This is a genomic window from Pseudonocardia sp. DSM 110487 (assembly GCF_019468565.1).
GTDB lineage: Bacteria > Actinomycetota > Actinomycetes > Mycobacteriales > Pseudonocardiaceae > Pseudonocardia.
The window spans coordinates 893524-914711 of sequence record NZ_CP080521.1; the positions used below are offsets into that span (position 1 = coordinate 893524).

Consider the following 21188-nt stretch of genomic DNA (forward strand, 5'->3'; position numbering starts at 1 on the left):
TGCCGAACGGCGGCGATGTCCCGCCCGGCAGCGGCCTTCGGGTCAGGCGTTGTAGCCGCCGTGGGCGTCCAGCACCGCGCCCGTGACGTACGAGGCGGCAGGGCTCGCCAGGAAGGCGATCGCGGCGGCGATCTCCTGCGGATGGCCCATGCGCTGCAGCGACAGCGCGCTGAGCAGCGTCTTGAGGACCTCGGGGTTGGGCGGTTCCATCCCGCTCTCCATCAGTCCGGCTTCCACCACGTTGGCCGTGATGCCCCGGGGTCCGAGGTCGCGAGCGACGCCCATGGTGTACCGCTCGATCCCGGACTTGGTCGCCGAGTAGTCGGCGACGCCGGGGATGCCGACCCGGCTGCCCAGTCCCGAGCTGACCGTGATGATGCGGCCGTCCGCGCGCAGCACCCGGGAGGCGGCCCGGATGATCGCGATCACGCCGAGGTAGTTCGTGGCGTGCATGCGGTCCAGCGCGGCGGTGTCGGCATCCGGGTCGTCCACGGTGCGGCCCTGCTCCGTCGAGATCGCCGCGTTGTTGACGAGGATGTCCAGGCCGCCGAAGTACGCGACCACCTCGTCGATCAGCGCCGGCGCCCCGCTCGTGTCCGCCTGGTCGGACCGGAAGGCCGCGACCTTCGCGCCCGTGCCACGCACCTCGTCGACGACGGCCTGTGCCTGCTTCTCCGAGCTGACGTAGGTGAACCCGACGTCGGCGCCCTGCTCGGCCAGGAGCCTGACGGTGGCGGCTCCCAGTCCGCGGGACCCTCCGGTGACCAGGGCGACCTTGCCAGTGAGCGGTTCGTTCATTCTTCCCACCTCGCTGTTCGATCATTCGGTAGTCGTAACGCTAGTTGTTACGACTAACTGTCGCAACTGTTGTTGTTACGACAGCGCGGTCGTAACATGGCGCGTTACAGCCGAGGGGAGGGTTCGTGAGCGCCAACAGCAGGTTGACCATCGCCGCTCACGCGCTGGCCTGGATCGGCCTCTACCAGCGCCGGGGCCATGAGGTGGCCACGTCCGAGCAGATCGCGGGCAGCGCGAACACCAACCCCGTGGTGATCAGGCGGCTGCTCGGCGAGCTGCGCAAGGCGGGGCTCGTGAAGTCCCGGCGTGGCGTTGGCGCCGGCTGGTCACTGGCGCGCGAGCTGGAGTCGATCACTCTGCTCGACGTGTACGACGCGGTGGAGCCCGGTCCACTGTTCGCCATGCACCGCGCCAGCCCGGACCAGGGGTGCGTGGTGGGCTACGGCATCCGGCCGGCGATGCAGGGCATCTACGGGGGCATCGAGGAGACGCTGAGAGCCGAGTTGGCCCACGTCACGATGGAGGACGTGCTCCGGGACGTCCTCGCGGTACCGCGCTCCTAGCGGCGGCGGGTGTTCTACCAACCTGCGAGAGCGACATGGCTGACCAGCCGTCTGCGCACCTTCTCAGCCTCGGCGGCGGCCTTCGGGTCCGGCTGGCACGGTTTTCGACGAGGTAGCGACGCTTGCCGCTGATCGCGTCGATGCTGGCTAAACCCGAACCCGCAGCGAACCGCGTGGAAAGGCCACCCGCCACGCAGGCCCGTCTCCCGCGACTCGACCCGTCCGACGTGGCCGGTAACCAGCACCGGGCCAGGGTTGCGGTTCAGCGGGTTGCCGCGTGGTCAGACGCGCCGGTTCTCGCCCGACACTCCCCGGATGGTTGGCGCAGACGCTGCCCGACTACTCCCGTCGACTCAGCACTCGGCGACGCCAGCCTCATGCAAGGCGCGACGGACGATCGGGGCGAAGGGGTGCCTCGCGATGTCGAGCGCCCCTTCGATCTCGGCCGCTGGCATCACCCGGCGGAAGGGGATCTCATGTCGCGGGTCCCACGGGTCAACCGTGACGTCAGCCCGCCAGATCGAGCGAACGAGCACGGTCCCGGATTGTCGGCCCGCTACGTACTCGCCGCGGGAGAAGCCCAGCAGGCGAGCTCGGACGACGGTCGCACACGCCTCCTCGCGCACCTCTCGTCGCAGGGTCTGCTCCCAGGTCTCGCCGTGTTCCCGCCGGCCGGCGGGTAGCTCCCATCGTCGTCCGTCGCGGCTGATCACGACGACATCTGCGGTGTCCGTGACGCAGATGCCTTCCGCCCCGTGAGCCTGGCCCTCGGGCGGCATGTTCGGCGCGTGCCACGACACCAGGATCTCGTCATCGCCGACACGGACAGCGATCTGGCGAGCGTCGAGATCGGTAGGCCTGCGCTGGCTTCGCTCCATGACCGCTCCTCCCGCTGGCCCACAGACTGGTGCTGGGCTTATTTGCTTGACAGCGTCATCGCACCCATTGGGCTGCTGCCGGGCGGCCGTGGCGCAGCACGCTGCCCGCCGCCTCGGTGAAGTCGTCTGGAAAGATCCGGATCCTCCGCAGGTCGGGATCGTCGATGGACCACCAGCGGAACTCCTGGATGTAGGTGCGCTCGTATTGACTCAGGTTGTCGCGGGTCAGTTCAGCAGAGGAGACCGGGCACCAGAAGTACCGCTCGTCGGTGGCGCGGGTGACACCCGCCGCGTCGGTGATGCTCTTGCGACGCCGCCAGATGCACGGACCAGGATCGTCGATGACATGTCCTGTCTCCTCGAGGATCTCGCGCACGATCGCGGTCTCGAAGGTCTCGAAGGTCTCGCCGGGCTCGACGCCGCCTCCGACAGTGATCCAGTAGTTCGTGACGGGGTCTGACGCGTTCAGCGCGACAGCGTCGCGCACGCGTAGGAGGAGGATCCGGCCGTCGGGGTCGGTGATCAGGGCCCGCGCGGACGGCCGGAACACGATCATGCCCAGAACGTACGCACACGCGAGCGCACCCACTCGCGAATTTCCGCCGGTCTGGGGAGTCTCGACGAGCTGATCTTCGATCGGGCGCTACCGCTGGGCCGTCGCCGCGATGAGGGTTGAGGAGATGTACGCGTGCGCGGGATTGGTCGGGACGAAGAGCGTTTCGATGCCGCTCAGATGACGGTTCATCTGCGCCATCGGCAATTCGTCCCCCAGGTCGCCCAGGGTGCGCATGCCTCGCACGATCACGCCGATGCTCGCACCCCGGCAGTAGTCGACCAGTAGCTTGCCGGCACTGGAGTCCACCGTGACGTTGCCCAGGTCGCTGGTCATGTCGGCCAGCAGGGCCAGTCGTTCGGCGAGGGGGAGTCGGCCGGACTTCTTCGGGTTGGTCAGCACGCACATGACGACTCCGTCGAACATGCCCGCAACCCGGCGCGCAACGTCGAGGTGTCCCTGCGTGGCCGGGTCGAAGGAGCCGGGGAACACGGCGCGCATGGCTTGCCATACTAACGATCGGCCTCGTCCAACGAACTCCACCTCGAGCGGTGCACCAACGGGCAGACGCCGGCCGCCCGGATCCGGTCACCTCGCTTGCCCGAGAGCGGCGCGTAGCTTGTCGGCATACGGCCAGCGCTGTTCAGCTGGCACGAACTGGCCGTAGGGGGCTGAGGCGTACAGGTCGTCGCCGACGTAACGCGGGAAGACGTGCACGTGGTAGTGCCAGGCGTCCTGGCTGCCGGCCGGCTCGTTGTGCTGCCGAGTGGAAACGCCGTCACAGCCGTAGGCGCTGCGCATCGCGATCGCGATCCGGCGGACGACATCGTGCACGGCGTGCCCGCACTGGTCCGGGAGGTCATACAGGTTCTCGTGGTGGGCGGTGGGGACTACGAGCACATGACCGTGGTTGTTCGGCCACCAACGTGGTGCGATCAGCGCCGCCGCGCCATGCGTGCGGCAGACGATGTCCCGCTGGGTGTTGGCTGCGCTGTCCATCCCGCTGAGCACCCGACAGAACGGGCACAGGTAGCCCTCGGGCTCGTGATTGAACACGACCACTCCTCACCGGTCGCCCATCGCGGGCCAGTACGCCCGAATCTCGTCGTCGGTGAGGAGTTCGACTAGCTTGTCACGGTCGGATTCGTCGTCGCCGACAAGCTGGGTCACGAACACGTAGTCGCTGTCCCGGGGAGGGTCTCGATCTCGCCGCGCTGCCGTCGCGACGACCGCGCCGACGCCCTGGTCATGGAACGGCGATAGCACCGCGCGCTCCACGGCGGACCACCGAGACCGCCGCTCAGGCCTGTGACTTGCGTGCCCCCGGCAGGATTCGAACCTGCGACACCCGCTTTAGGAGAGCGGTGCTCTATCCCCTGAGCTACGAGGGCTTGCGGCTCGATCCTAGCCGTGACCGGCGGCACCGCCCGGCCCGGGCGCCGAGGTTGCGCGGATGTAAGGATCGGCGGGTCGCTGGGGGAGGGAGCCGTCGTGGACGTCAGCAGCCTCGTCGAGGTCGCCCCGCGGGAGCGGTTCGAGCGGATCTGCGCGCTCACCGGCGCGGGGATCAGTGTGGCGGCCGGGCTCGGGACGTTCAGGGGGCCGGACGGGCTCTGGACGCTCTCGCCCGAGGTCGAGCGGGCCATGCACGCCCATCTGCTGCCCGGCAACGTCGACGCGTTGTGGGATGTCTGGGGCGGCATGTGGAAGACGGCCGCGGCGGCTGGGCCGACGCAGGCGCACCGTGCGCTCGCGGCCGCCGGGGCGTCGGTGATCACGCAGAACGTCGACGGGTTGCACCAGGCCGCGGGGTCGGTCGACGTCGTCGAGCTGCACGGGTCGGCCGGCCGGGCTCGGTGCCTCGACGAGGCCTTCTGCGGCTGGACCGGGCCTGCCGACGACGCGCGGCGTGCCGATCCGCCGCAGTGCGGGCGGTGCACGGAGCCGGCGCGCCCTGCCGTCGTCCTGTTCGGGGAGATGCTCGACCCGGAGGCGCTCGGCGCCGCGCGGCGGCTGGTCTCGGCATGCGACCTCTTCCTCGCGATCGGCACGTCGGGCAGGGTGGCGCCTGCGTCATGGCTGGCGCCGACGGCCCGTGCGGCGGGCGCGTTCTGCGTGAACGTCGACCTGCACCCGGACGGGCCGGTCGACCCGGCCTTCCACGCCCGCGTCGTCGGCGATGCGGAGGACGTGCTGGCGGAGTGGGCGCGGTAGCGCGAGGAGATCCCCGCAAGATCCATCCGACATCAGCCTCGTTGCCCGCGACGTGGCGATCACGCGCAACTCGCAACGATCAAGCTGCCCGAGATGACGGGGAACGCCCTTCCGGGGGCGCCCAGCCTCACATCGGAACGATCAAGCCTTGGAGACCGTGGCGGGCGTCGCCGAGCACCTGCTCGCACACCTGCGCCTCGCTCTCCGGCGAGAACACGTCCGGGACCACGTCGACATCGTCCATGCCGTCACGGTGCGGATGCCCGCGCCGCCATGTCGAGGAACGTTGCCGTTCCGGCAAACTCGCCCACTCGTGGTGCGGGCCCTCGTGCAGCGCGGCGTAGACGCGGTCCCGTATCGCGTTGGCCTGGGCGTCGGTGAGCGTCCGATCGAGGGGGCGAAGCACCAGCCGCAGCAGCACGTTGTCCTGGCCGGGCTCGGTACCGAGGCGGATCCGGGCGGGTGCGGGGAGCCTGTCGTGAGGCGTGCGGGCCAGCTGGGTGAGGCTCTCCAGCACGTCGGCGTCAGCGCCGAGAGCCGTGCGGGCGCGGTCGCCGAGCAACTCGTCGTCGACGTCGGCCGCCGCGACGATCGAGAGATCGCGCCGGACCGCGGGCAGCATCGAGACCGGGCGCCACGGGCCGAGATCCAGCATCTGCTCCGCGATCCGCGGGTCGGTGGCCCGCAGCAGCCGGATGTCCGGCACCCCTTTGCGCAACATGACTGCCCGGTCGAGCCCCATGCCGAGCGCGAGTCCGCGCCAGCGCCCCGGGTCCAGCCCGGCCGCGGCCAGTACGTGCGGCGAGGCCAGCCCGCACTCGGCGAGCTCGACCCACTCGTCGCCCACGCGGACGTCCACCTGGCGGCCTTGCTCGGTGTACGGGTGCCGGGCGGGCACGGTGCGCCATCTGGCGCCGGGCAGGACCGCGTCGACGAGCGCGCCGAGCATGTCGTCCAGGTCGGCACCGCCCTCGGTGATGCGCCACAGGTCGAGCTGGTGCGGCTCGCCGACGTGCATGCGATCGATGGCGTCGCGCCGGTAGACGAGGCCGGGCAGCACGAGCAGCACGTCGGTGCGCGGGTCGGGCTGCGCGGCGAGCGCACGCAGCGCGGGCGGGACGCCTGCCGTGGTGTGGCTGCGCAGCATGACGGTGTCGCTCAGGTAGCGCGAGTAGCGGGCCTCGCGGGTGATCGCGGAGGCCGGGTAGCCGAGGCGGTCGTAGTTGTCCTCGACGGCGACGACGGGGGACGAGCGCAGCACGCGCACCGCGCAGCCCCACCGGGTGGCGAGCGCGTCGACCGCGGCGTCGAGCAGGAGCCCGACGGCGTGGGTCCCATTGGCGGGATCGGTCAGGTCGCGCAGCGCGATGGCGGCGGCGAGGTGGTCGGGGGAGAGGGTGGCGGACATGGCGATCCTCACGGGTGGTGGCGGGTGGGCTCACCCCCGGCCGCCCCGGCGCGCGGATCAGGCGGATACGTCGATGCCCGCGCGGCCGCACCGCGGCCGGGGGCACGGAAATCGCCGCGTGCTCGCCATGGGGAGAAGATAGCGCGGTGAGCTGCTGCACGCTTCTCATATCCGCTGGTCACCCGGCCGGGGATCGTTGCCAGCGCCACAGGCGGCTCTCAGGCGCGTCTCAGACCACGCGTTCACACTGACCGCATGCGCATCCTCGTCGTCGACGACGACCGGTCGGTCCGGGAGTCGTTGCGCCGTTCATTGGCCTTCAACGGCTACCAGGTCGAGCTCGCGAACGACGGCCAGGCAGCCCTCGACGCCGTGCTCGCGCAGCGCCCCGACGCGATGGTCCTCGACGTGATGATGCCGCGGCTCGACGGGCTCGAGGTGTGCCGACGGATGCGTGCCGCGGGCGACGAGCTGCCGATCCTCGTGCTCACGGCGCGCGACGCCGTGTCCGACCGCGTGGCGGGTCTCGACGCGGGCGCCGACGACTACCTGCCCAAACCGTTCGCTCTGGAGGAGCTGCTCGCCCGGCTGCGTGCGCTGCTGCGCCGGCGCACACCGGACGACATCGCCGCCGCGGCGGCGGGGCAGAGCAAGCCGCTGGAGTACGCCGATCTCTCGCTCGACCCCGACACGCGCGACGTCCGCCGCGGTGATCGCCCGATCAGCCTCACCCGCACCGAGTTCACGCTGCTGGAACTGCTGCTCACCAACCCGCGCCGGGTGCTCACCCGCTCCCAGATCCTGGAGCAGGTCTGGGGCTACGACTTCCCGACCACCGGCAATGCGCTGGAGGTGTACGTCGGCTACCTGCGGCGCAAGACCGAGGCCGACGGCGAGCCGCGGCTGATCCACACCGTCCGCGGCGTCGGGTACGTCCTGCGGGACACGCCGCCGTGAACTGGCCTGCCGCGCCGCAGCGGCAGGCGAGGCCCGCCCGGCTGGAGGCATTCGACCAGGTCTCGCTGCGCACCCGGGTCGGGGTGCTCGCGGCGCTCGTCGCGGCGCTTGCGGTGGTGCTGGTCTCCGCCGCGGCATTCATGACCGTGCGCGTCAACATCATGCAGACGCTCGACGCCAACCTGTTGCAGCGCGCGACCGCCGCTGCGCAGAGCGAGCTGGGCGAGCCCCAGGTGCTCGCCACCATCCCCACCGAGGTGCTCGGCGCGGGCGACATCCGGCTGGCGCTGCTGGTCGCCAACGGTCCGGCGATCTCCGCGGAAGGGGCGGCGTCCGCCCCGCCGCTCGGCGAGGACGAGCTGGAGGTCGCCAAAGGCGAGGCGAGCTCGTCCACCCGCACCGCCACCGACGACGGCGTGCCGTACCGGGTGGTGGCGGTCCAGGCCGGGCCGGGGCAGGCACTCGTGATCGCCCAGCGGCTCGACGCCACCCAGCAGGTGCTCACGAAGCTCGGCGTGGCCATGCCGGTCGTCGGAGGGTTGGGGGTGGTCGTCGCCGCGATCGCGGGGGTCGCGGTCGCGCGCGCCGGCCTGCGCCCCGTCGACCGGCTCACCGCCGCGACGGAACGCGTCACGGCCACGGGAGACCTGCGCCCGATCCCGGTCGAGGGGTCCGACGAGCTCGCCAGGCTGACCGCCAGCTTCAACGAGATGCTCGGCGCGCTCGCGGCGTCGCAGGAACAGCAACGGCGGCTCGTCGCGGACGCGGGGCACGAGCTGCGCACCCCGCTGACCTCGATGCGCACCAACCTGGAGCTGCTCGCCGCCGCCAACAGGCCAGGGGCGCCGAAGCTCCCCGAGGTCGAACGCGCCGAGATCCTCGACGACGTCCAGGCGCAGGTCGCCGAGCTGTCCACGCTGGTCGGCGACCTCGTCGAGCTGGCCCGCGAGGACGCCCCGATGGTCGTGCACGAGCCGCTCGAACTCGCCGAGATCGTGCTGCGGTCGCTCGAACGGGCGCGGCGTCGGGCCGGCGACGTCGAGTTCGACCCGTTCCTCGTGCCGTGGACGCTCGCCGGTGATTCCACCGCGCTCGAACGCGCCGTGCTCAACCTGCTCGACAACGCGGCGAAGTGGAGCCCACCCGGAGGGCGCGTGCGGGTGCAGATGCGTCCGGTGGACGAGTGGTCGGTCGTGCTCGAGGTTGCCGACGCCGGGCCGGGCATCGCCGCGGAGGACCTGCCCTTCGTGTTCGAGCGCTTCTACCGCGCCACGACGTCGCGGACGATGCCCGGGTCCGGGCTCGGCCTCGCGATCGTGCGGCAGGTCGCGGTGCGGCATGGCGGCGCCGTGTGGGCCGGCCGGGCGCCGGAGGGCGGGGCCCTGCTCGCGATGCGGCTCCCCGGGCACCGGCTGTTCACCTGACCCGAAAGATCTCCTGCATCCACCGGGTCGTCGCTAGGCTGGGGTCTGCAGGTCCCCTGACGCGAATTCGGTGATGGCATGGCGAACCACCCCTCCGACCACGACGGGGCCTCGGGAGGGCCGGACGAGGGGGCGCTACGCGGCCCCGGTGATCAGGCACACCATGCCGGTCCGCCGGGGCGGGGCGCCGAAGGTTGGGCGCCGTACGGCGGTGGCCCGTCGAGTGCCGCGACGGCGGAGATGCCCGCGCCCGGTGGGTGGCAGGGCCACGGCGGGTACGCCCCGGCCGCCGCATGGTCGGGTGGGTGGCCCGGGTACAGCGGCCCGGCCGGACAACCCGCTCAGGCGCCCTGGTACGGCGCGCGCCCCGCGGAACCACCGGCGCCCGCCAACCCGTACCACCCGCCGCAGGCCCCCGCGTACTACCCCGAACCGCCCGCACGGACCGGAGGGCCGCGCAGGGGCACGCTGATCGCGCTCGCGCTGGTGGCGTTGCTGCTGTCCGGCGTGATCGGCGGGGTCGTCGGCCACTCGCTCGCCGGCAACGGCCGGGGCGGGTCGGTCGGTGTGCTCGGCCAGCCACTGCCGTCCGTCGGTGAGGCGTCGGCGCCGACCACCCCGGTCGAGGGCGTGGCGGCCCGCGTGCTCCCGAGCGTCGTGCAGCTGCGCGTCGAGGGGCCAACCGCGTCCGGTGAGGGCTCCGCGATGGTCCTGAGCCCCGACGGCCTGCTCCTCACCAACAACCACGTCGTGGAGGAGGCGGCTCAGTCCGGCAGCGTCACGGCCGTGTTCCAGGACGGCACCACGGCCCCCGCGCAGATCGTGGGCCGCGACCCCAGCTCGGACCTCGCGGTGATCCGCGCACAGAACCTGTCCGGGCTCACGCCGGTCGAACTGGGCAACTCCGACTCGGTCCGCGTCGGGCAGCAGGTCATCGCCTTCGGCGCGCCGCTCGGGCTGGGCGGCACCGTCACCACGGGCATCATCAGCGCTGTCGACCGGGCTGTGAACGTCGGTGAGGAGACCGGCGCCAACACCCCCACCGTCCTCAACGCCCTGCAGACCGACGCCGCGATCAATCCCGGCAACTCCGGTGGGCCGCTCGTCGACATGGAGGGCCGCGTCGTCGGCATCAACTCCGCGATCGCCACCACCGGCGCGCAGGGCGGGTCGATCGGCGTCGGCTTCTCGATCCCGATCAACCAGGCGAGGCGCGTCGCGGAGGAGCTCGAACGCACCGGTCGCGCGTCCCGTGCGGTGCTCGGTGTCACGGTGACCGACGACCCGCGGCAGGCCGGGGCGGTCATCAAAGAGGTCAGCGCCGGCGGTGCGGCCGAGCTGGCCGGAATCCGCTCGGGCGACATCGTGTTGCGCTTCGGCGACCAGCGCATCTCCACGGGCACCGACCTGCAGGCCGCCGTGGGGTCGCGGGCGCCCGGCGAGGTGATCGAGGTGCAGCTCGCCGACCGCACGGTGCAGGCCACCCTCACGGCCGCCCCGAACTAGCTTCCGCGAGTCGCGGTCTCGGTGCGCGCGAGTCGGGGTCATCGTGTGGGCGGGATTCGCACCACCAGGTGGATCGTCGTGGTCCACTGTTGACGCGAATGGTGACGTTCTGGTCTCGTTCAGTGGTCCCGGTTGTGGTGCCCCACGCCGGGTGCCCGTCGCGTCGGCGCCGGTTCCCCCTCCCAGCGCCGGCGCGACCCGGCCTCGCAGGACCGGGTGACCATGCCCCATGAGGCAGCCCGCTAAGTTGAGCGCCATGGAGATGGCGCCGCCCCAGATCGGTCGAGCCCTCGTAGTTGTCGTGGACGACCGGGTGAGCCACGGCGAACGTGAGGATTCCATCGGGCCGCTCGTCACGGAGCTGCTCGAGGAGGCGCGCCTCGTCGTCGACGGTGTCGTCGTGGTGCCGGGCGACCCGGTGGCGATCCGCAACGCCCTGAACACCGCCGTGATCGGCGGCGTCGACCTGGTCGTGACGGTCGGCGGCACCGGGGTGTCCCCGCGTGACGTCACGGCCGATGCCACGGCCGGCGTGCTCGACCGGCCGATCCCGGGCATCGCGGAGGCCATCCGCGCCTCCGGCCTCGCGGCGGGCGCCATGGACGCCGGGCTGTCGCGCGGGCTCGTCGGCGTGTCGGGCAGCACCCTCGTGGTGAACCTCGCCCCGTCCCGCTCCGCGGTGCGGGACGGGATGGCCACTCTCACCCCGCTCGTCTCGCACGTGATCTCGGAGCTGTCCGGGCTCGATTAGGACAAGGCCTAGTTCACGTCTGGCTTCTTCGGCTCGTCCGGCTCGACGACCACCACGGTGGGTCGGTCGGTGGGTCGGGGTCGGTCCAGCGAGGCCCCGACCTTCGCGGTGACCTCCTCGATCCTCTCGTGGAAGCGTCCACCGGTGGCGCGGTCGACGCCGCTCGCGGCGGCGTCCGCGGCCTTCGCCGCGAAGTCGGCAGCCTTGTCGAGGTAACCGGGCGCCTTCTCGCGTGCCACCTCCGACAGCTCACCCGCCTTGAGCAGCGCGGTGTCGGTGAGTTCCTTGGCCTTGTCCGTGAGTCCCATGCGGTCAATGGTGGCACCGGTGCAGGATGGTGGGGTGAACGAGCTGCCCGAACAGGTGCGTCGCCGGCTCGAAGAGGTGTTCGGTGACGTGCTGCCCAGCACCACCTCCGACGAGCGCGACGATCGACCCGACCCGCGCGCGGGCGACGCGGAGCTGCTGGCGAACCGCCCGCCGCACCACGATCAGGACTGACGCTCTCCGGCTTGCTGCGCGCGCAGTAGGTCGCGGATCTCGGTGAGCAGCTCCACGTCGGTGGGCTCGGCAGGGCCGGTCTCCTCCCCGCGCTTGCGCCGCTCCTTGAGGTGGTTGAGCGGAAGCACGATCAGGAAGTAGACGACGGCCGCGACGATGAGGAAGTTGAGCGCCGCCGAGATCACCGAGGCGACGTCGATGTAGGTGCTCTCCTTGCCCGGGACGATCTGGATGCCGAAGCCGGGGCTCTCCGGTGGCGTGATCGCGTTGATGAGCGGCTGCAGGATCCGCTGGGTGAACGACGTGACGATGCTGCCGAACGCGGCACCGATGACGACGGCAACGGCAAGGTCGACCACGTTGCCGCGCAGGATGAAGTCCTTGAATCCCTTGAACACCTAGTGCCCCCCGCCGAAAGTCCGCCACATGTCTCGACGGCCCAGCTTCCTGCTGGCCGCACCGCCGAGCCCGCCCGAGTATGTCCAATACGAGGGACGACTCGTCGGCGCACCCAGCAGAAACCTGGATCCGCCGATACACGCAACGGACTTCCGGCGGGGGGCACTAGCGGAGCGTAACGGCGACCTGCTCGGTGAGCGACGCGGCCGCCACTCGCGCAGCGATCCCGGCCGGCATCGCGACCAGCACCAACCGCCCGGACGACGGCGAGTCGGGTGGCAGGACGGCGAGCACGGCCGCGGCGGTGGCGAGCACGACGGGCTCGCCACTCTCCCCGCCGACCGTGACGACGTCGACGGTGCTCCCCGGGATGAGCAGCGCGGCAGCGCCGGAGTCGGCCAGCCGGACCGGCACGGCCGCCGCCCCTGCCGGGGCGCCGAGCACGGCGGCAGGGCCTGCGAGGCGCGTGTCGGTGATCGGCTCACCCGCACGGGCGGCGCCGACGAGCACCCGTCCCTCGGCACCTGCCGGATCGGGCAGGGCGCCGCCGGGCACCAGGTCGGCGGGCCAGTGGCGCACCCCGAGATCGGCCGGGCGGAGCGTGGATCCGGCCGCGACGTCGACCGCGGCGACGACCACCGGCACGCCGCCCGCATCGGGTCCGGGCGCAATTGCCAGCGCCAGTGCGAGCGTCGCGAGCACGCCGGCCGCGGCCCGGCGCAGCAGCGCGACCCGGCGCCAGCCCGGACCTACGACGAACGCTCCGAACCGCGAGAGCGGCCGGGGCGCGAGCCGGGAGTCGGTCATGGGACCGACGCTAGATCGGCGGCGACGTCAACGGGACGGTAGCGCCGGACCTGTGGACAACTCGCGGGCGAGGTGGATAACTACGCTAGGCGGCGGGAGCGGCCGACGACGAGCTGGGTGTGCTCGACGACGAGGTCTCCTTCGCGCCGCCCGTCGACGAGCCCGAGTCGGACTTGCCGGAGTCGGACTTGCCGGAGTCGCTCTTCGAGTCGGTGTTGGCGGCGACGCCACCCCCGCCGGAACGGCTGTCGGTGCGGTAGAAACCGCTGCCCTTGAACACGATCCCGACCGACGAGAAGACCTTGCGCAGGTTGCCCGAGCACGCCGGGCACTCGGTCAGCGACGCGTCGGTGAAGGACTGCACGGCCTCGAACCGGTGGTCGCAGGCGGTGCAGGCGTACTGGTAGGTCGGCACGTGTCCCTCCGGAGGCACACACGAACGAGCTGGCACTCGAACAGTTTGAGTGCCAGCATAACCCGTCAGGGTCGGGGGTTGTTCCCGAGCGTGACGAGGCCGGCTCTCGCGAGCAGGGCGCCGGTCACGAGCCGGTCGTGCGGCTCGGACGGCAGCCGTTCCACCAGCTCTTCGTCGTTCAGCACGATGACGATCGGCACGCCCGGCGCCGCGAGCGGCAGGGTGCGGTCGTAGTGCCCGGCGCCCCTGCCGAGCCGCACGCCGCTGAGGTCGACGGCGAGCCCTGGCACCAGCACGAGCCGCGCCCGTGCGATGGCGCCGGGGCCGAGGCGCGGCCCGGTCGGTTCGCGCAGCCCGAGCGGCCCCGCGGCGAGGGAGTCGGGGCCGGTGTACGCGGCCCAGTCGAGCGGCCCGGCGTCGGGAGGCACGACGGGCAACAGGACCTCGTGCCCCGCACCGTGCAGGGCGGCCACCAGCTCGGGCGATCCGGGCTCCGAGCCGACCGGGAGGTAGGCGCATACCGGACCGCCGGTGCCGGCCGCCAGTTCCACGGCCGTGGTGGCGAGCGCCGCCGCCCGCGCTGCCCGTTCGGCGGCCGGCAGGGCCCGCCGAGCTGCCACGAGAGTGGTACGCCAGCGTGTCTTCTCCGCGAGAACGGCGCGTCCCGTCACGCACCGAACCTACTCTCGCCATTAGGCTCGCCCACCATGAGTGAAGTCGTGCCTGGGAAGCGCTCGTTCCGCTCCGCGGTGGTGCCGGCTGCGGGCCTGGGCACGCGATTCCTGCCGACGACGAAAGCCGTGCCGAAAGAACTGCTTCCGGTCATCGACACCCCGGGTATCGAGCTGGTGGCTGCCGAGGCCGCGGAAGCGGGTGCCGAGCAACTGCTGATCGTCAGCTCGCCCGGTAAGGACGCGGTGGCCGCCTACTTCGCGGATTCATCGGAACTGGAGAAAGAGCTCGCATCCCGGGGCAAGGAGGCACTGGTCGCGAAGGTGCGGCGCGCCCACGAGTTGATCGGCGTGCGCACCGTCACCCAGGACGAGCCGCGAGGCCTCGGCCACGCCGTGGGATGCGCGCGCGAGGCGATCGGACCCGACGAGCAGGCATTCGCCGTGCTGCTTCCCGACGACCTCGTGCTGCCTGCCGGGGTCCTCGGCAAGATGGCTGAGGTCCGCGAGCGCTACGGCGGCAGCGTGCTCTGCGCCTTCGACGTGCCGCGCGAAGCGATCTCGGCCTACGGCGTCTTCGAGGTCGAGGACACCGGTGACGCGGACGTCAAGCGGGTGCACGGGATGGTCGAGAAGCCGGCGCCGGAGGAGGCGCCGTCCACGTTCGCCGCGGCCGGGCGCTACCTGCTCGACCGCGCCGTCTTCGACGCGATCGACCGGATCGAGCCCGGCGCGGGCGGCGAGCTGCAGCTCACCGACGCCATCGCGCTGCTGATCGACGAGGGCCACCCCGTGCATGTGGTCGTCCACCGTGGCGATCGGCACGACCTCGGCAACCCCTCCGGCTACGTCCGGGCATTCGTCGACTTCGCGCTCGACGACCCCGACATCGGCCCCGACCTGCGTGCCTGGCTGGCCGCCCGCCTAGAGAGTTGACCGAAGTGCCCCCAGTGCGCACGGTCGACGAGCAGCTCGAGCGGATCCTCGCCGCCGCGGTGCGGCCCGCGCCGGTGCGGGTCGCGATCTCGGACGCGCACGGCCTGCGCTGCGCCGAGGAGGTCGTCTCCTCGCGGCCGCTTCCCGGCTTCGACCAGGCGGCCATCGACGGCTACGCGGTGCGCAGCGTCGATCTCGCGGGCGCGTCACTGGCCGAGCCGGCGTCCGTGCCCGTCGTCGGGGAGATCCCCGCGGGTTCCCGCCAGCCGCTGCGGCTGCAGCCCGGCCAGGCCGTGCGCGTCGCCGCGGGGGCGCCGTTGCCGACGCTCGCCGACGCCGTCGTCCCGGTCGCGAACACCGACGCCGGAACAGCGCGCCTCGAGGTGCACCAGGGCGTGCCGTCGGCGGCCTTCGTGCGCCGTATCGGTGAGGACGTGCAGCCGGGTGACGTCGCGGTGCGCCGGGACGCCGTGATCGGTGCGGCCCAGGTGGCCATGCTTGCCGCGGCAGGCCGCGACAAGGTGCTCGTACACCCGAAGCCACGCGTCTCGGTGATCTCGGTCGGTGACGAGCTCGTGGAGCTGGCCCGCACCCCGGGCGCAGGTCAGATCGTCGACGTCTGCTCGCACGCCCTCACGGCGGCAGCCAGGGAGGCGGGGGCAGACACGGCGAGGGCGGGGCTCGTCCGCGGCGACGCACGCGAGGTGTGCGCCGCGCTGCAGGACCGGCTCCCGTTCAGCGATGTGATCGTGGTCTGCGGTGCCGTCGGGGGCGCGGCGGGCGCCGAGGTGAAGTCGGCCCTCGTCGGGCTCGGGGACATCGACGACACCCGCGTCGCGATGCACCCTGGCTCCACCCAGGCGTTCGGGCGGCTCGGTCCGGACGCGGTGCCGACCTTCCTCTTCCCGGCCTACCCCGCCACCGCGCTGCTGCTGTTCGAGGTGCTGGTGCGCCCGCTGGTACGTCTCGCGCTCGGCCGCACCGATCCTTACCGGCGGATGATCACAGCCCGGCTCACGTCGCCCGTCACCTCGATGAAGGGGCGGCGCGGCTACGTGCGCGGCCGGCTGCTGCGTGAGCAGGCCACCGGCGACTACCTCGTGCAACCTCTCGGCACTTCCGGCACGCACCTGCTGTCGTCCATCGGTGAGGCCAACGGGCTGATCATCCTTCCCGAGGACCTCACCGAGTCCACGGTGGACGAGCAGGTCACCGTGGCGTTCCTGCCCGCTCCGCACTGAGGCAGGGATGGCGCACGCGTACCCGGGGCGGACGTCCGCCCGCCATCCCGGCTGGCCCGCCCGGCTCGGACCGCTGCGCGTCCGGGCGGGCGTCGTCGCGTTGCGGCCGGTCCGGCTGCGTGACGGCGGGGCGTGGTCCGCGGTCCGGATCCGCGACGAGCAGTACCTCGCGCCGTGGGAGCCGACGATGCCCGGCAGCTGGGCCGAACGGCACTCGCCGGGGGAGTGGCCCGCGCGCTGGTTGCAGCTGCGAGCCGCCGGGCGGCGCGGCGTGGCCCTTCCGTTCGCCGTGACGCTGGACGACCGCTTCGTCGGCCACGTCATGGTGGGCAACGTCGTGCGCGAGCCGTTGCTCTCCGCTTACGTCGGCTACTGGGTGGACTCCACCGTCGCGGGCGGTGGCGTGATCACCGGTGCCGTCGCGCTCGTGGTGGACCACTGCTTCAACCGCGTCGGCCTGCATCGGGTGGAGGCCACGGTCCGGCCGGAGAACGCCGCGAGCCTGCGCGTACTGGAGAAGCTCGGGTTCCGCGAGGAGGGGCTCTTCCGCCGCTACCTCGACGTCGACGGCGCATGGCGCGACCACGCCTGCTTCGCGCTGACCGCCGACGAGATCCGCCCCGGAGGCCTCACCGGACGCTTGGTGGCCGCGGGCCGTGCGGAACGGGTCCACACGACACCGGCGTAGGGGTGAACCTCGGCGCGTCGGCGCGTCGTTGCCGGTCTCACCCGGTGTTTCTTACTACCGTTGACGCGCGGGAGCGATCTTGGCCGGGGAAGCCGGGTCGCCCCGGACTGCGCCGCGGGGGAGGGGTAGGAGGCAGCCGTGCCGAGCTCGATGATCTTCGCGAGCCTGGTCGTGCTCTGGCTGTTGATCCTCGTCCCCGCCGTCGCGCGGCGCCGGCAGGAGGTGGCCCGACCGAGCGTCGCCGCGCTGTCGGGGCGGGTGCTCGACCGGCCGCGCCGGGCTCCGGGACAGGCCATGGGCCGCGAACGGGAGGGGGACGGGATGGACGACGAACCGGGCGGCGTCGACGACCATGTCGACAACCGCGTCGACGACCACGACGACCGTGCCGACGATCTGTTCACCCACACGGTTGCTGAGCGTGACGACCGCCGCTGGGAGCGCCCGCCGCCGCGCTACCGCCCCGGCCGCGGCGGGTTCGACCCCGAGGCGGCCGCGCTCGCCGCCCGCACGCGCTACGCGTTCCGCCAGCGGGTCGTGCTCACGATGCTGATCGTGGCCCTCGTCACCGGTGTGATCGCCGCCTTCGCCGTGCCCGGCCTGTGGTGGGCGCACGGCGCCGTCGACCTCGGTCTCGTGAGCTACCTCGTCTACCTGCGCCGCCAGGTCCGGTTCGAAGAGGCGATCCGTGAGCGGCGGGCCGCCCGGATGGCAGGCACCCGCCGCCCCGCCGCGGCCGACGACCCCGAACTCGACGCATGGGCGCGCCGCGGCCGTGAGCTCACCCGCCCCGACGATCGCTACGAGGCGGACGAGGACGACCACCGCTACGACGACTGGGATGAACTCGAAGACGCAGACGCCCTCGACGAGGAACCCGAGCGCGTCACCGGCGCCGGCACGCCGCTGCGCGACCGCGAGGACGACGCCCAGCCGGTCGAAGCCGAGCCCGCGCTCCCGCGCCTGCGTCCGGCCCCGCCGCCCGCACTCCCTGCCGGCACCTCGCTCGTCGAGGCGGACGAGGACGACCCCGAACTCCACGTCCTCGACGGCCCAGCCCGGCCGGGATACCGCCGTGCGGTCGGGGAGTGACCGCCTGATAAGGTCGTTCCCGTCCGGCCCACCGGCCGGTATGGGGCTGTGGCGCAGTTGGTAGCGCGACTCGTTCGCATCGAGTAGGTCAGGGGTTCGATTCCCCTCAGCTCCACCCTCTGGCGACGCGTGCTCGCGGAGTGCGCTCGCCCCTTCGGGTGTTGCGTCCCCTCTGGGGGCCAAGCCCCCAGACCCCCGGCCGGGGGCACGCCCCCGGACCCCCATCCCGTGTGATCCCGTTTGGTGGGTCGGATGCTGTCGGGCATCGGTTGGGTTCGTGTGCTGGTCCGGTTTGGGGCTGCACGAATAGCCATGCCTCCAGTGGTCGAGTCGGGCCGGCGACCAACATCCCCTCCCGGTGGTCGAGTAGGGCCGGCGCCCCAGCGCCGGCCCGTATCGAGACCACGAACCCGGTCTCCATGCGCGCCGGCGCTACTCGACCTGCGGGCGGATCGAACCCGGCCCTATCTGCGCGGTCTCCAAGCCGGCCGCCTCGAAGCGGCGTTCGTCATCGTTGGCCAACGCCTGTTGACATCGACGGGCCTGGCGTCCTACTGTTTGCCTACAGACGTTGACCAACGCTCGTTGACAAACATGGAGGAGACATCATGTCACCCACTGCCAATGCCGACGTCCTCGTCGTGGGCGCGGGGCCGACCGGGCTGCTCCTGGCCGGGGATATGGCCGAGGCGGGCCTGTCGGTCGTGCTGGTCGAGCGTCGCCCGCACAAGGTCAGCAACCTGTCCCGGGCGCTGGTCGTGCACGCCCGGGTGCTGGAGCAGTTCGACGCCCGCGGCATCGCCGACGAGGTCGTTGCGAGCGGGCATCCCATCAGCCGGCTGGCGCTGTTCGAGGCGGCCCGGCTCAACCCCTCGCGGCTGCCCACCCGCTACCCGTTCGTCCTGTTCACGCCGCAGTACGAGGTGGAGAAGGTGCTGGAACGCCGGGCCCGTGAGGCCGGTGTCGCCTTCGAGTACGAGACCAAGGTCGTCGCGGTGGAGCAGGACGCGGACGGCGTCACGGCCCATACGGAGGACGAGGACGGGCAGCCGGGCGCCACGTTCCGCGCGTCCTACCTGGTCGGTGCCGACGGGGTGCACAGCTCGGTCCGGCCCGCAATCGGCCAGCCCTTCCCCGGCGACACGATCCTCAGCTCGCTGATCCTCGCCGACGTCAGGCTCGACAAGGCACCGGACCGGCCCTTCGTCGTGAACGCCGTCCCGGACGGGTTCGCGCTGCTCACCGAGATGGGCGATGGCCTGTACCGGGTGACCGGCTGGAACCGGCGTCACCAGCTTCCCGATGACGCGCCGCTGGAGGAGGACGAGGTCAAGGAACTGCTCCGGATGAACTTCGGGACCGACTACGGGATCACCGAGATCCCCTGGATGTCGCGGTTCCACAGCGACGAGCGGCAGGCCCCGGCCTACCGCGTCGGGCGGGTGTTCCTCGCTGGTGATGCCGCGCACGTGCACTCCCCGGCAGGCGCCATGGGCATGAACACCGGCCTGCAGGACGCCGCCAACCTCAGCTGGAAGCTGGTGGCCGTGCTGCGCGATGGCGCCGACGACCGGTTGCTGGATACCTACCAGGTCGAACGGCACGCGGTCGGCAAGGTCGTGCTGCGGATGAGCGGGACGCTGGTGCGGGCCGCCCTGCTACGCGGATTCGCCGCCCGGCTGCTGCGCCGCGCGGCCGGAACGGTCGTCAGCAACTTCCGTCCGCTGGCCGACAAGGCGGCGTCCATGATCAGCGGGATCGGCATCGCCTACAAGGCCCCGCGCGGCGCGCACAAGCTGACCGGACGGCGCGCCCCCGACGTCGAACTGGTCGAGGGACGGCTGAACGAGCTCCAGTGCGGCGGCAGGTTCGTGCTGATCACACCGGCCGGTCAGGACGCGGACGTGCCCGGCCACGTCGTCCACGCGCACTGGACGGGCGACCGACGCACCACGGCCCTCGTCCGTCCCGACGGCTACTTCGCCTGGGCGACCGACCGCCCCGACGAGGAGGGCCTCCGCGCGGCCGTCGCCACATGGGCGGGCACCGCGACCACACGATGATCTGCTCAGTGGAGGACGGTGAGCAAGCCCTCGACGCCGCGGTGGAACGCGGCACCGACGCTGTCGACGCCGTCGAGATCGGCGCCGGACATGGCGCCGTCGCGCATCATGACGAAGTGCCGTGCGGCGTGCTCCGGTTTGCCGCGCCGTGGTGAGGCTCCGAAGACCTGCGCGAAGAGCTCGGTGAGAGTGGCCACGTACCAGGCTCGGTGATCGAGGATCATCCGGCGCACAGGGTCGTCCGGGTGGGGGTACTCGGCGGCGGCCTTGAGGAAAGCGCACCCGCGGAACTCCGGTCTGGCGAGGTCGTCAACGACGGCGGTGCCGATCGCACGCAGTGCGTCGGCAGGCGACGGCGCGGTCTCGATGGCCGCTTGCACGTCGGCGCGGGTCTGGGTGTCAACGCCGCGCAGGTAGGCGAGTACGAGGTCTTCCTTCGAGGGGAAGTGCCGGTAGAACGTCGCTCGGGTGGCCGGGGCATCGGCGAGGATCCGCTCGACCCCAACCGCGCGGATCCCTTCGCGATAGAACAGCGCGCTGGCCGTGGACAACAGCCGCTCCCTGGCCTCGGACCGCCCGTGCGCCCGCGGGTTGCCGCTCGAGCTGTCGGGCCCGGGGCGGGTCGGTGTCGCCATGAACCGAGGGTAACAGAAAGAACATTCTGTCTTGCAAGCGCTCGTGCCGTCTGTCAAGCTCGGCCGTGCAAGAGAGAACGGTCTTTCTACCGGTCCAACGGTCTTTGGGGAAGAGGAACTGTCATGGCCACGACTACCGCTCCTGTCGCTGCCCCACTCGCGTCGGCGCTTCGTCGGCTCTACTTCGTCCGTTTCGGGTTCGCCCTGATCTGGGCAGTCGCGCTCTTCCTGACCGCGTCGAGCATCGGGCCGGTGAGCGTGGCCCTGCTCGTGATCTACCCCCTGTTCGACGTGGGCGCCGCCATCGTCGACGCGCGTTCCTCCCGAGCGAGCCGATCCGCCATCGGCCTCTACGTCAACATCGCGGTCAGTCTGATCGCCGCTGTCGGAGTGGTCTTCGCGGTCACCTCCGGCATCCCGGCAGTCCTGCAGGTGTGGGGGGTCTGGGCCGTCTTGGCCGGGCTCGTCCAGCTCGTCGTGGCTCTGCGGCGGCGCACGCTCGGAGGCCAGTGGCCGATGATCGCCAGCGGCACCATCTCCACGGTCGCCGGGATCTCGTTCTTCCTGCAGGCATCGGCCCCGCACGCCTCGCTGAGCAACATGGCCGGCTACGCCCTGCTCGGCGGCATCTTCTTCCTCGTCTCGGCGCTGCGCCTCAGCCGGAGCACCGGCGGGAGGAACTGACACG

General features: G+C 71.8%; 26 protein-coding genes and 2 tRNA genes. 14 read left to right on the plus strand and 14 right to left on the minus strand.

Annotated elements, in window-relative coordinates:
- Positions 1-42 precede the first annotated feature (42 nt).
- Complete coding sequence (locus K1T35_RS04160; protein WP_220258864.1) at positions 43-798, minus strand: SDR family NAD(P)-dependent oxidoreductase; 756 nt, start codon at positions 796-798, stop codon at positions 43-45.
- 125 nt (positions 799-923) lie between these two features.
- On the opposite strand from K1T35_RS04160, the gene K1T35_RS04165 reads away from it, so the two are divergent.
- Positions 924-1361: an Rrf2 family transcriptional regulator gene (locus K1T35_RS04165; protein ID WP_220258865.1), complete on the plus strand. Its 438-nt coding sequence runs from the start codon at positions 924-926 to the stop codon at positions 1359-1361.
- Between the two features lie 353 nt (positions 1362-1714).
- On the opposite strand, the gene K1T35_RS04170 is transcribed toward K1T35_RS04165, so the two are convergent.
- The 6 genes from K1T35_RS04170 to K1T35_RS04195 all read right to left on the minus strand — a co-directional run bounded on the left by K1T35_RS04170 (position 1715) and on the right by K1T35_RS04195 (position 4183).
- Positions 1715-2239, minus strand: coding sequence for an NUDIX hydrolase (locus K1T35_RS04170; RefSeq protein WP_220258866.1), 525 nt, complete (start codon positions 2237-2239; stop codon positions 1715-1717).
- Between the two features lie 55 nt (positions 2240-2294).
- Positions 2295-2795, minus strand: coding sequence for an NUDIX hydrolase (locus K1T35_RS04175; RefSeq protein WP_220258867.1), 501 nt, complete (start codon positions 2793-2795; stop codon positions 2295-2297).
- A gap of 87 nt (positions 2796-2882) precedes the next feature.
- Complete coding sequence (gene coaD / locus K1T35_RS04180) at positions 2883-3293, minus strand: pantetheine-phosphate adenylyltransferase (protein WP_220258868.1); 411 nt, start codon at positions 3291-3293, stop codon at positions 2883-2885.
- Between the two features lie 87 nt (positions 3294-3380).
- Entirely contained in the window at positions 3381-3848 is a 468-nt protein-coding gene (locus K1T35_RS04185) for an HIT family protein (RefSeq protein ID WP_220258869.1), read from the minus strand.
- Positions 3849-3857: 9 nt separating this feature from the next.
- Complete coding sequence (locus tag K1T35_RS04190) at positions 3858-4070, minus strand: hypothetical protein (RefSeq protein ID WP_220258870.1); 213 nt, start codon at positions 4068-4070, stop codon at positions 3858-3860.
- A 40-nt stretch (positions 4071-4110) separates the two neighbouring features.
- Positions 4111-4183 (minus strand) — tRNA-Arg (locus tag K1T35_RS04195).
- A 100-nt stretch (positions 4184-4283) separates the two neighbouring features.
- Here K1T35_RS04195 and K1T35_RS04200 point away from each other — a divergent pair.
- On the plus strand, positions 4284-5006 hold the full coding sequence (locus K1T35_RS04200; RefSeq protein ID WP_220258871.1) for an NAD-dependent deacetylase: 723 nt from the start codon (positions 4284-4286) through the stop codon (positions 5004-5006).
- Between the two features lie 127 nt (positions 5007-5133).
- Here the strand turns inward: K1T35_RS04200 and K1T35_RS04205 are convergent, their stop codons facing one another.
- Positions 5134-6414, minus strand: a complete 1281-nt coding sequence (locus tag K1T35_RS04205; protein ID WP_220258872.1) for a hypothetical protein — start codon at positions 6412-6414, stop codon at positions 5134-5136.
- Positions 6415-6669: 255 nt separating this feature from the next.
- On the opposite strand from K1T35_RS04205, the gene K1T35_RS04210 reads away from it, so the two are divergent.
- From K1T35_RS04210 to K1T35_RS04225, 4 genes are all read left to right on the plus strand, one after another.
- Entirely contained in the window at positions 6670-7371 is a 702-nt protein-coding gene (locus tag K1T35_RS04210) for a response regulator transcription factor (RefSeq protein WP_220258873.1), read from the plus strand.
- On the plus strand, positions 7368-8795 hold the full coding sequence (locus tag K1T35_RS04215) for a cell wall metabolism sensor histidine kinase WalK (protein WP_255621572.1): 1428 nt from the start codon (positions 7368-7370) through the stop codon (positions 8793-8795). Before K1T35_RS04210 ends, K1T35_RS04215 begins: the two co-directional genes overlap by 4 nt.
- A gap of 78 nt (positions 8796-8873) precedes the next feature.
- The gene (locus K1T35_RS04220; protein ID WP_220258874.1) at positions 8874-10301 is read left to right on the plus strand and encodes a S1C family serine protease; all 1428 of its coding nucleotides are present in this window, start codon (positions 8874-8876) and stop codon (positions 10299-10301) included.
- Between the two features lie 262 nt (positions 10302-10563).
- Positions 10564-11052, plus strand: coding sequence for a molybdenum cofactor biosynthesis protein B (locus K1T35_RS04225; protein WP_370645495.1), 489 nt, complete (start codon positions 10564-10566; stop codon positions 11050-11052).
- Between the two features lie 8 nt (positions 11053-11060).
- Here the strand turns inward: K1T35_RS04225 and K1T35_RS04230 are convergent, their stop codons facing one another.
- Entirely contained in the window at positions 11061-11360 is a 300-nt protein-coding gene (locus tag K1T35_RS04230) for a hypothetical protein (protein ID WP_220258876.1), read from the minus strand.
- 34 nt (positions 11361-11394) lie between these two features.
- Here K1T35_RS04230 and K1T35_RS04235 point away from each other — a divergent pair, with 34 nt between their 5' ends.
- The gene (locus K1T35_RS04235) at positions 11395-11553 is read left to right on the plus strand and encodes a hypothetical protein (protein ID WP_255621573.1); all 159 of its coding nucleotides are present in this window, start codon (positions 11395-11397) and stop codon (positions 11551-11553) included.
- Here the strand turns inward: K1T35_RS04235 and mscL are convergent.
- The 4 genes from mscL to K1T35_RS04255 form a co-directional block, all read right to left on the minus strand.
- Positions 11544-11951, minus strand: a complete 408-nt coding sequence (gene mscL, locus K1T35_RS04240) for a large conductance mechanosensitive channel protein MscL (RefSeq protein ID WP_220258878.1) — start codon at positions 11949-11951, stop codon at positions 11544-11546. The two genes, K1T35_RS04235 and mscL, sit on opposite strands and share 10 nt — an antisense overlap.
- Positions 11952-12117: 166 nt before the next feature.
- Positions 12118-12759 (minus strand): SAF domain-containing protein, encoded by a 642-nt coding sequence (locus tag K1T35_RS04245; RefSeq protein WP_255621574.1) that lies wholly within the window; start codon positions 12757-12759, stop codon positions 12118-12120.
- A gap of 85 nt (positions 12760-12844) precedes the next feature.
- Positions 12845-13174, minus strand: coding sequence for an FmdB family zinc ribbon protein (locus K1T35_RS04250; protein WP_220258879.1), 330 nt, complete (start codon positions 13172-13174; stop codon positions 12845-12847).
- Between the two features lie 65 nt (positions 13175-13239).
- Positions 13240-13845 (minus strand): 5-formyltetrahydrofolate cyclo-ligase, encoded by a 606-nt coding sequence (locus K1T35_RS04255; protein WP_220258880.1) that lies wholly within the window; start codon positions 13843-13845, stop codon positions 13240-13242.
- A 36-nt stretch (positions 13846-13881) separates the two neighbouring features.
- Here K1T35_RS04255 and K1T35_RS04260 point away from each other — a divergent pair, with 36 nt between their 5' ends.
- The 6 genes from K1T35_RS04260 to K1T35_RS04285 all read left to right on the plus strand — a co-directional run bounded on the left by K1T35_RS04260 (position 13882) and on the right by K1T35_RS04285 (position 19865).
- Positions 13882-14781, plus strand: a complete 900-nt coding sequence (locus K1T35_RS04260) for a UTP--glucose-1-phosphate uridylyltransferase (RefSeq protein WP_220258881.1) — start codon at positions 13882-13884, stop codon at positions 14779-14781.
- 14 nt (positions 14782-14795) lie between these two features.
- Positions 14796-16022 (plus strand): gephyrin-like molybdotransferase Glp, encoded by a 1227-nt coding sequence (glp, locus tag K1T35_RS04265; RefSeq protein WP_220262379.1) that lies wholly within the window; start codon positions 14796-14798, stop codon positions 16020-16022.
- 7 nt (positions 16023-16029) lie between these two features.
- On the plus strand, positions 16030-16710 hold the full coding sequence (locus tag K1T35_RS04270; RefSeq protein ID WP_220258882.1) for a GNAT family N-acetyltransferase: 681 nt from the start codon (positions 16030-16032) through the stop codon (positions 16708-16710).
- Between the two features lie 138 nt (positions 16711-16848).
- Positions 16849-17802 (plus strand): gephyrin-like molybdotransferase receptor GlpR, encoded by a 954-nt coding sequence (gene glpR, locus K1T35_RS04275; RefSeq protein ID WP_220258883.1) that lies wholly within the window; start codon positions 16849-16851, stop codon positions 17800-17802.
- Positions 17803-17844: 42 nt separating this feature from the next.
- A tRNA-Ala gene (locus tag K1T35_RS04280) sits at positions 17845-17917 on the plus strand.
- A 493-nt stretch (positions 17918-18410) separates the two neighbouring features.
- A complete protein-coding gene (locus K1T35_RS04285; protein WP_220258884.1) occupies positions 18411-19865 on the plus strand; it encodes an FAD-dependent monooxygenase in 1455 nt (484 codons plus the stop codon).
- 5 nt (positions 19866-19870) lie between these two features.
- Here the strand turns inward: K1T35_RS04285 and K1T35_RS04290 are convergent, their stop codons facing one another.
- Positions 19871-20500 carry a TetR/AcrR family transcriptional regulator gene (locus K1T35_RS04290; protein ID WP_220258885.1) on the minus strand — a complete coding sequence of 210 codons (630 nt, stop codon included), beginning with the start codon at positions 20498-20500 and terminating at the stop codon, positions 19871-19873.
- Positions 20501-20623: 123 nt separating this feature from the next.
- On the opposite strand from K1T35_RS04290, the gene K1T35_RS04295 reads away from it, so the two are divergent.
- A complete protein-coding gene (locus tag K1T35_RS04295) occupies positions 20624-21184 on the plus strand; it encodes a hypothetical protein (protein WP_220258886.1) in 561 nt (186 codons plus the stop codon).
- The last annotated feature ends 4 nt before the right edge of the window (positions 21185-21188 follow it).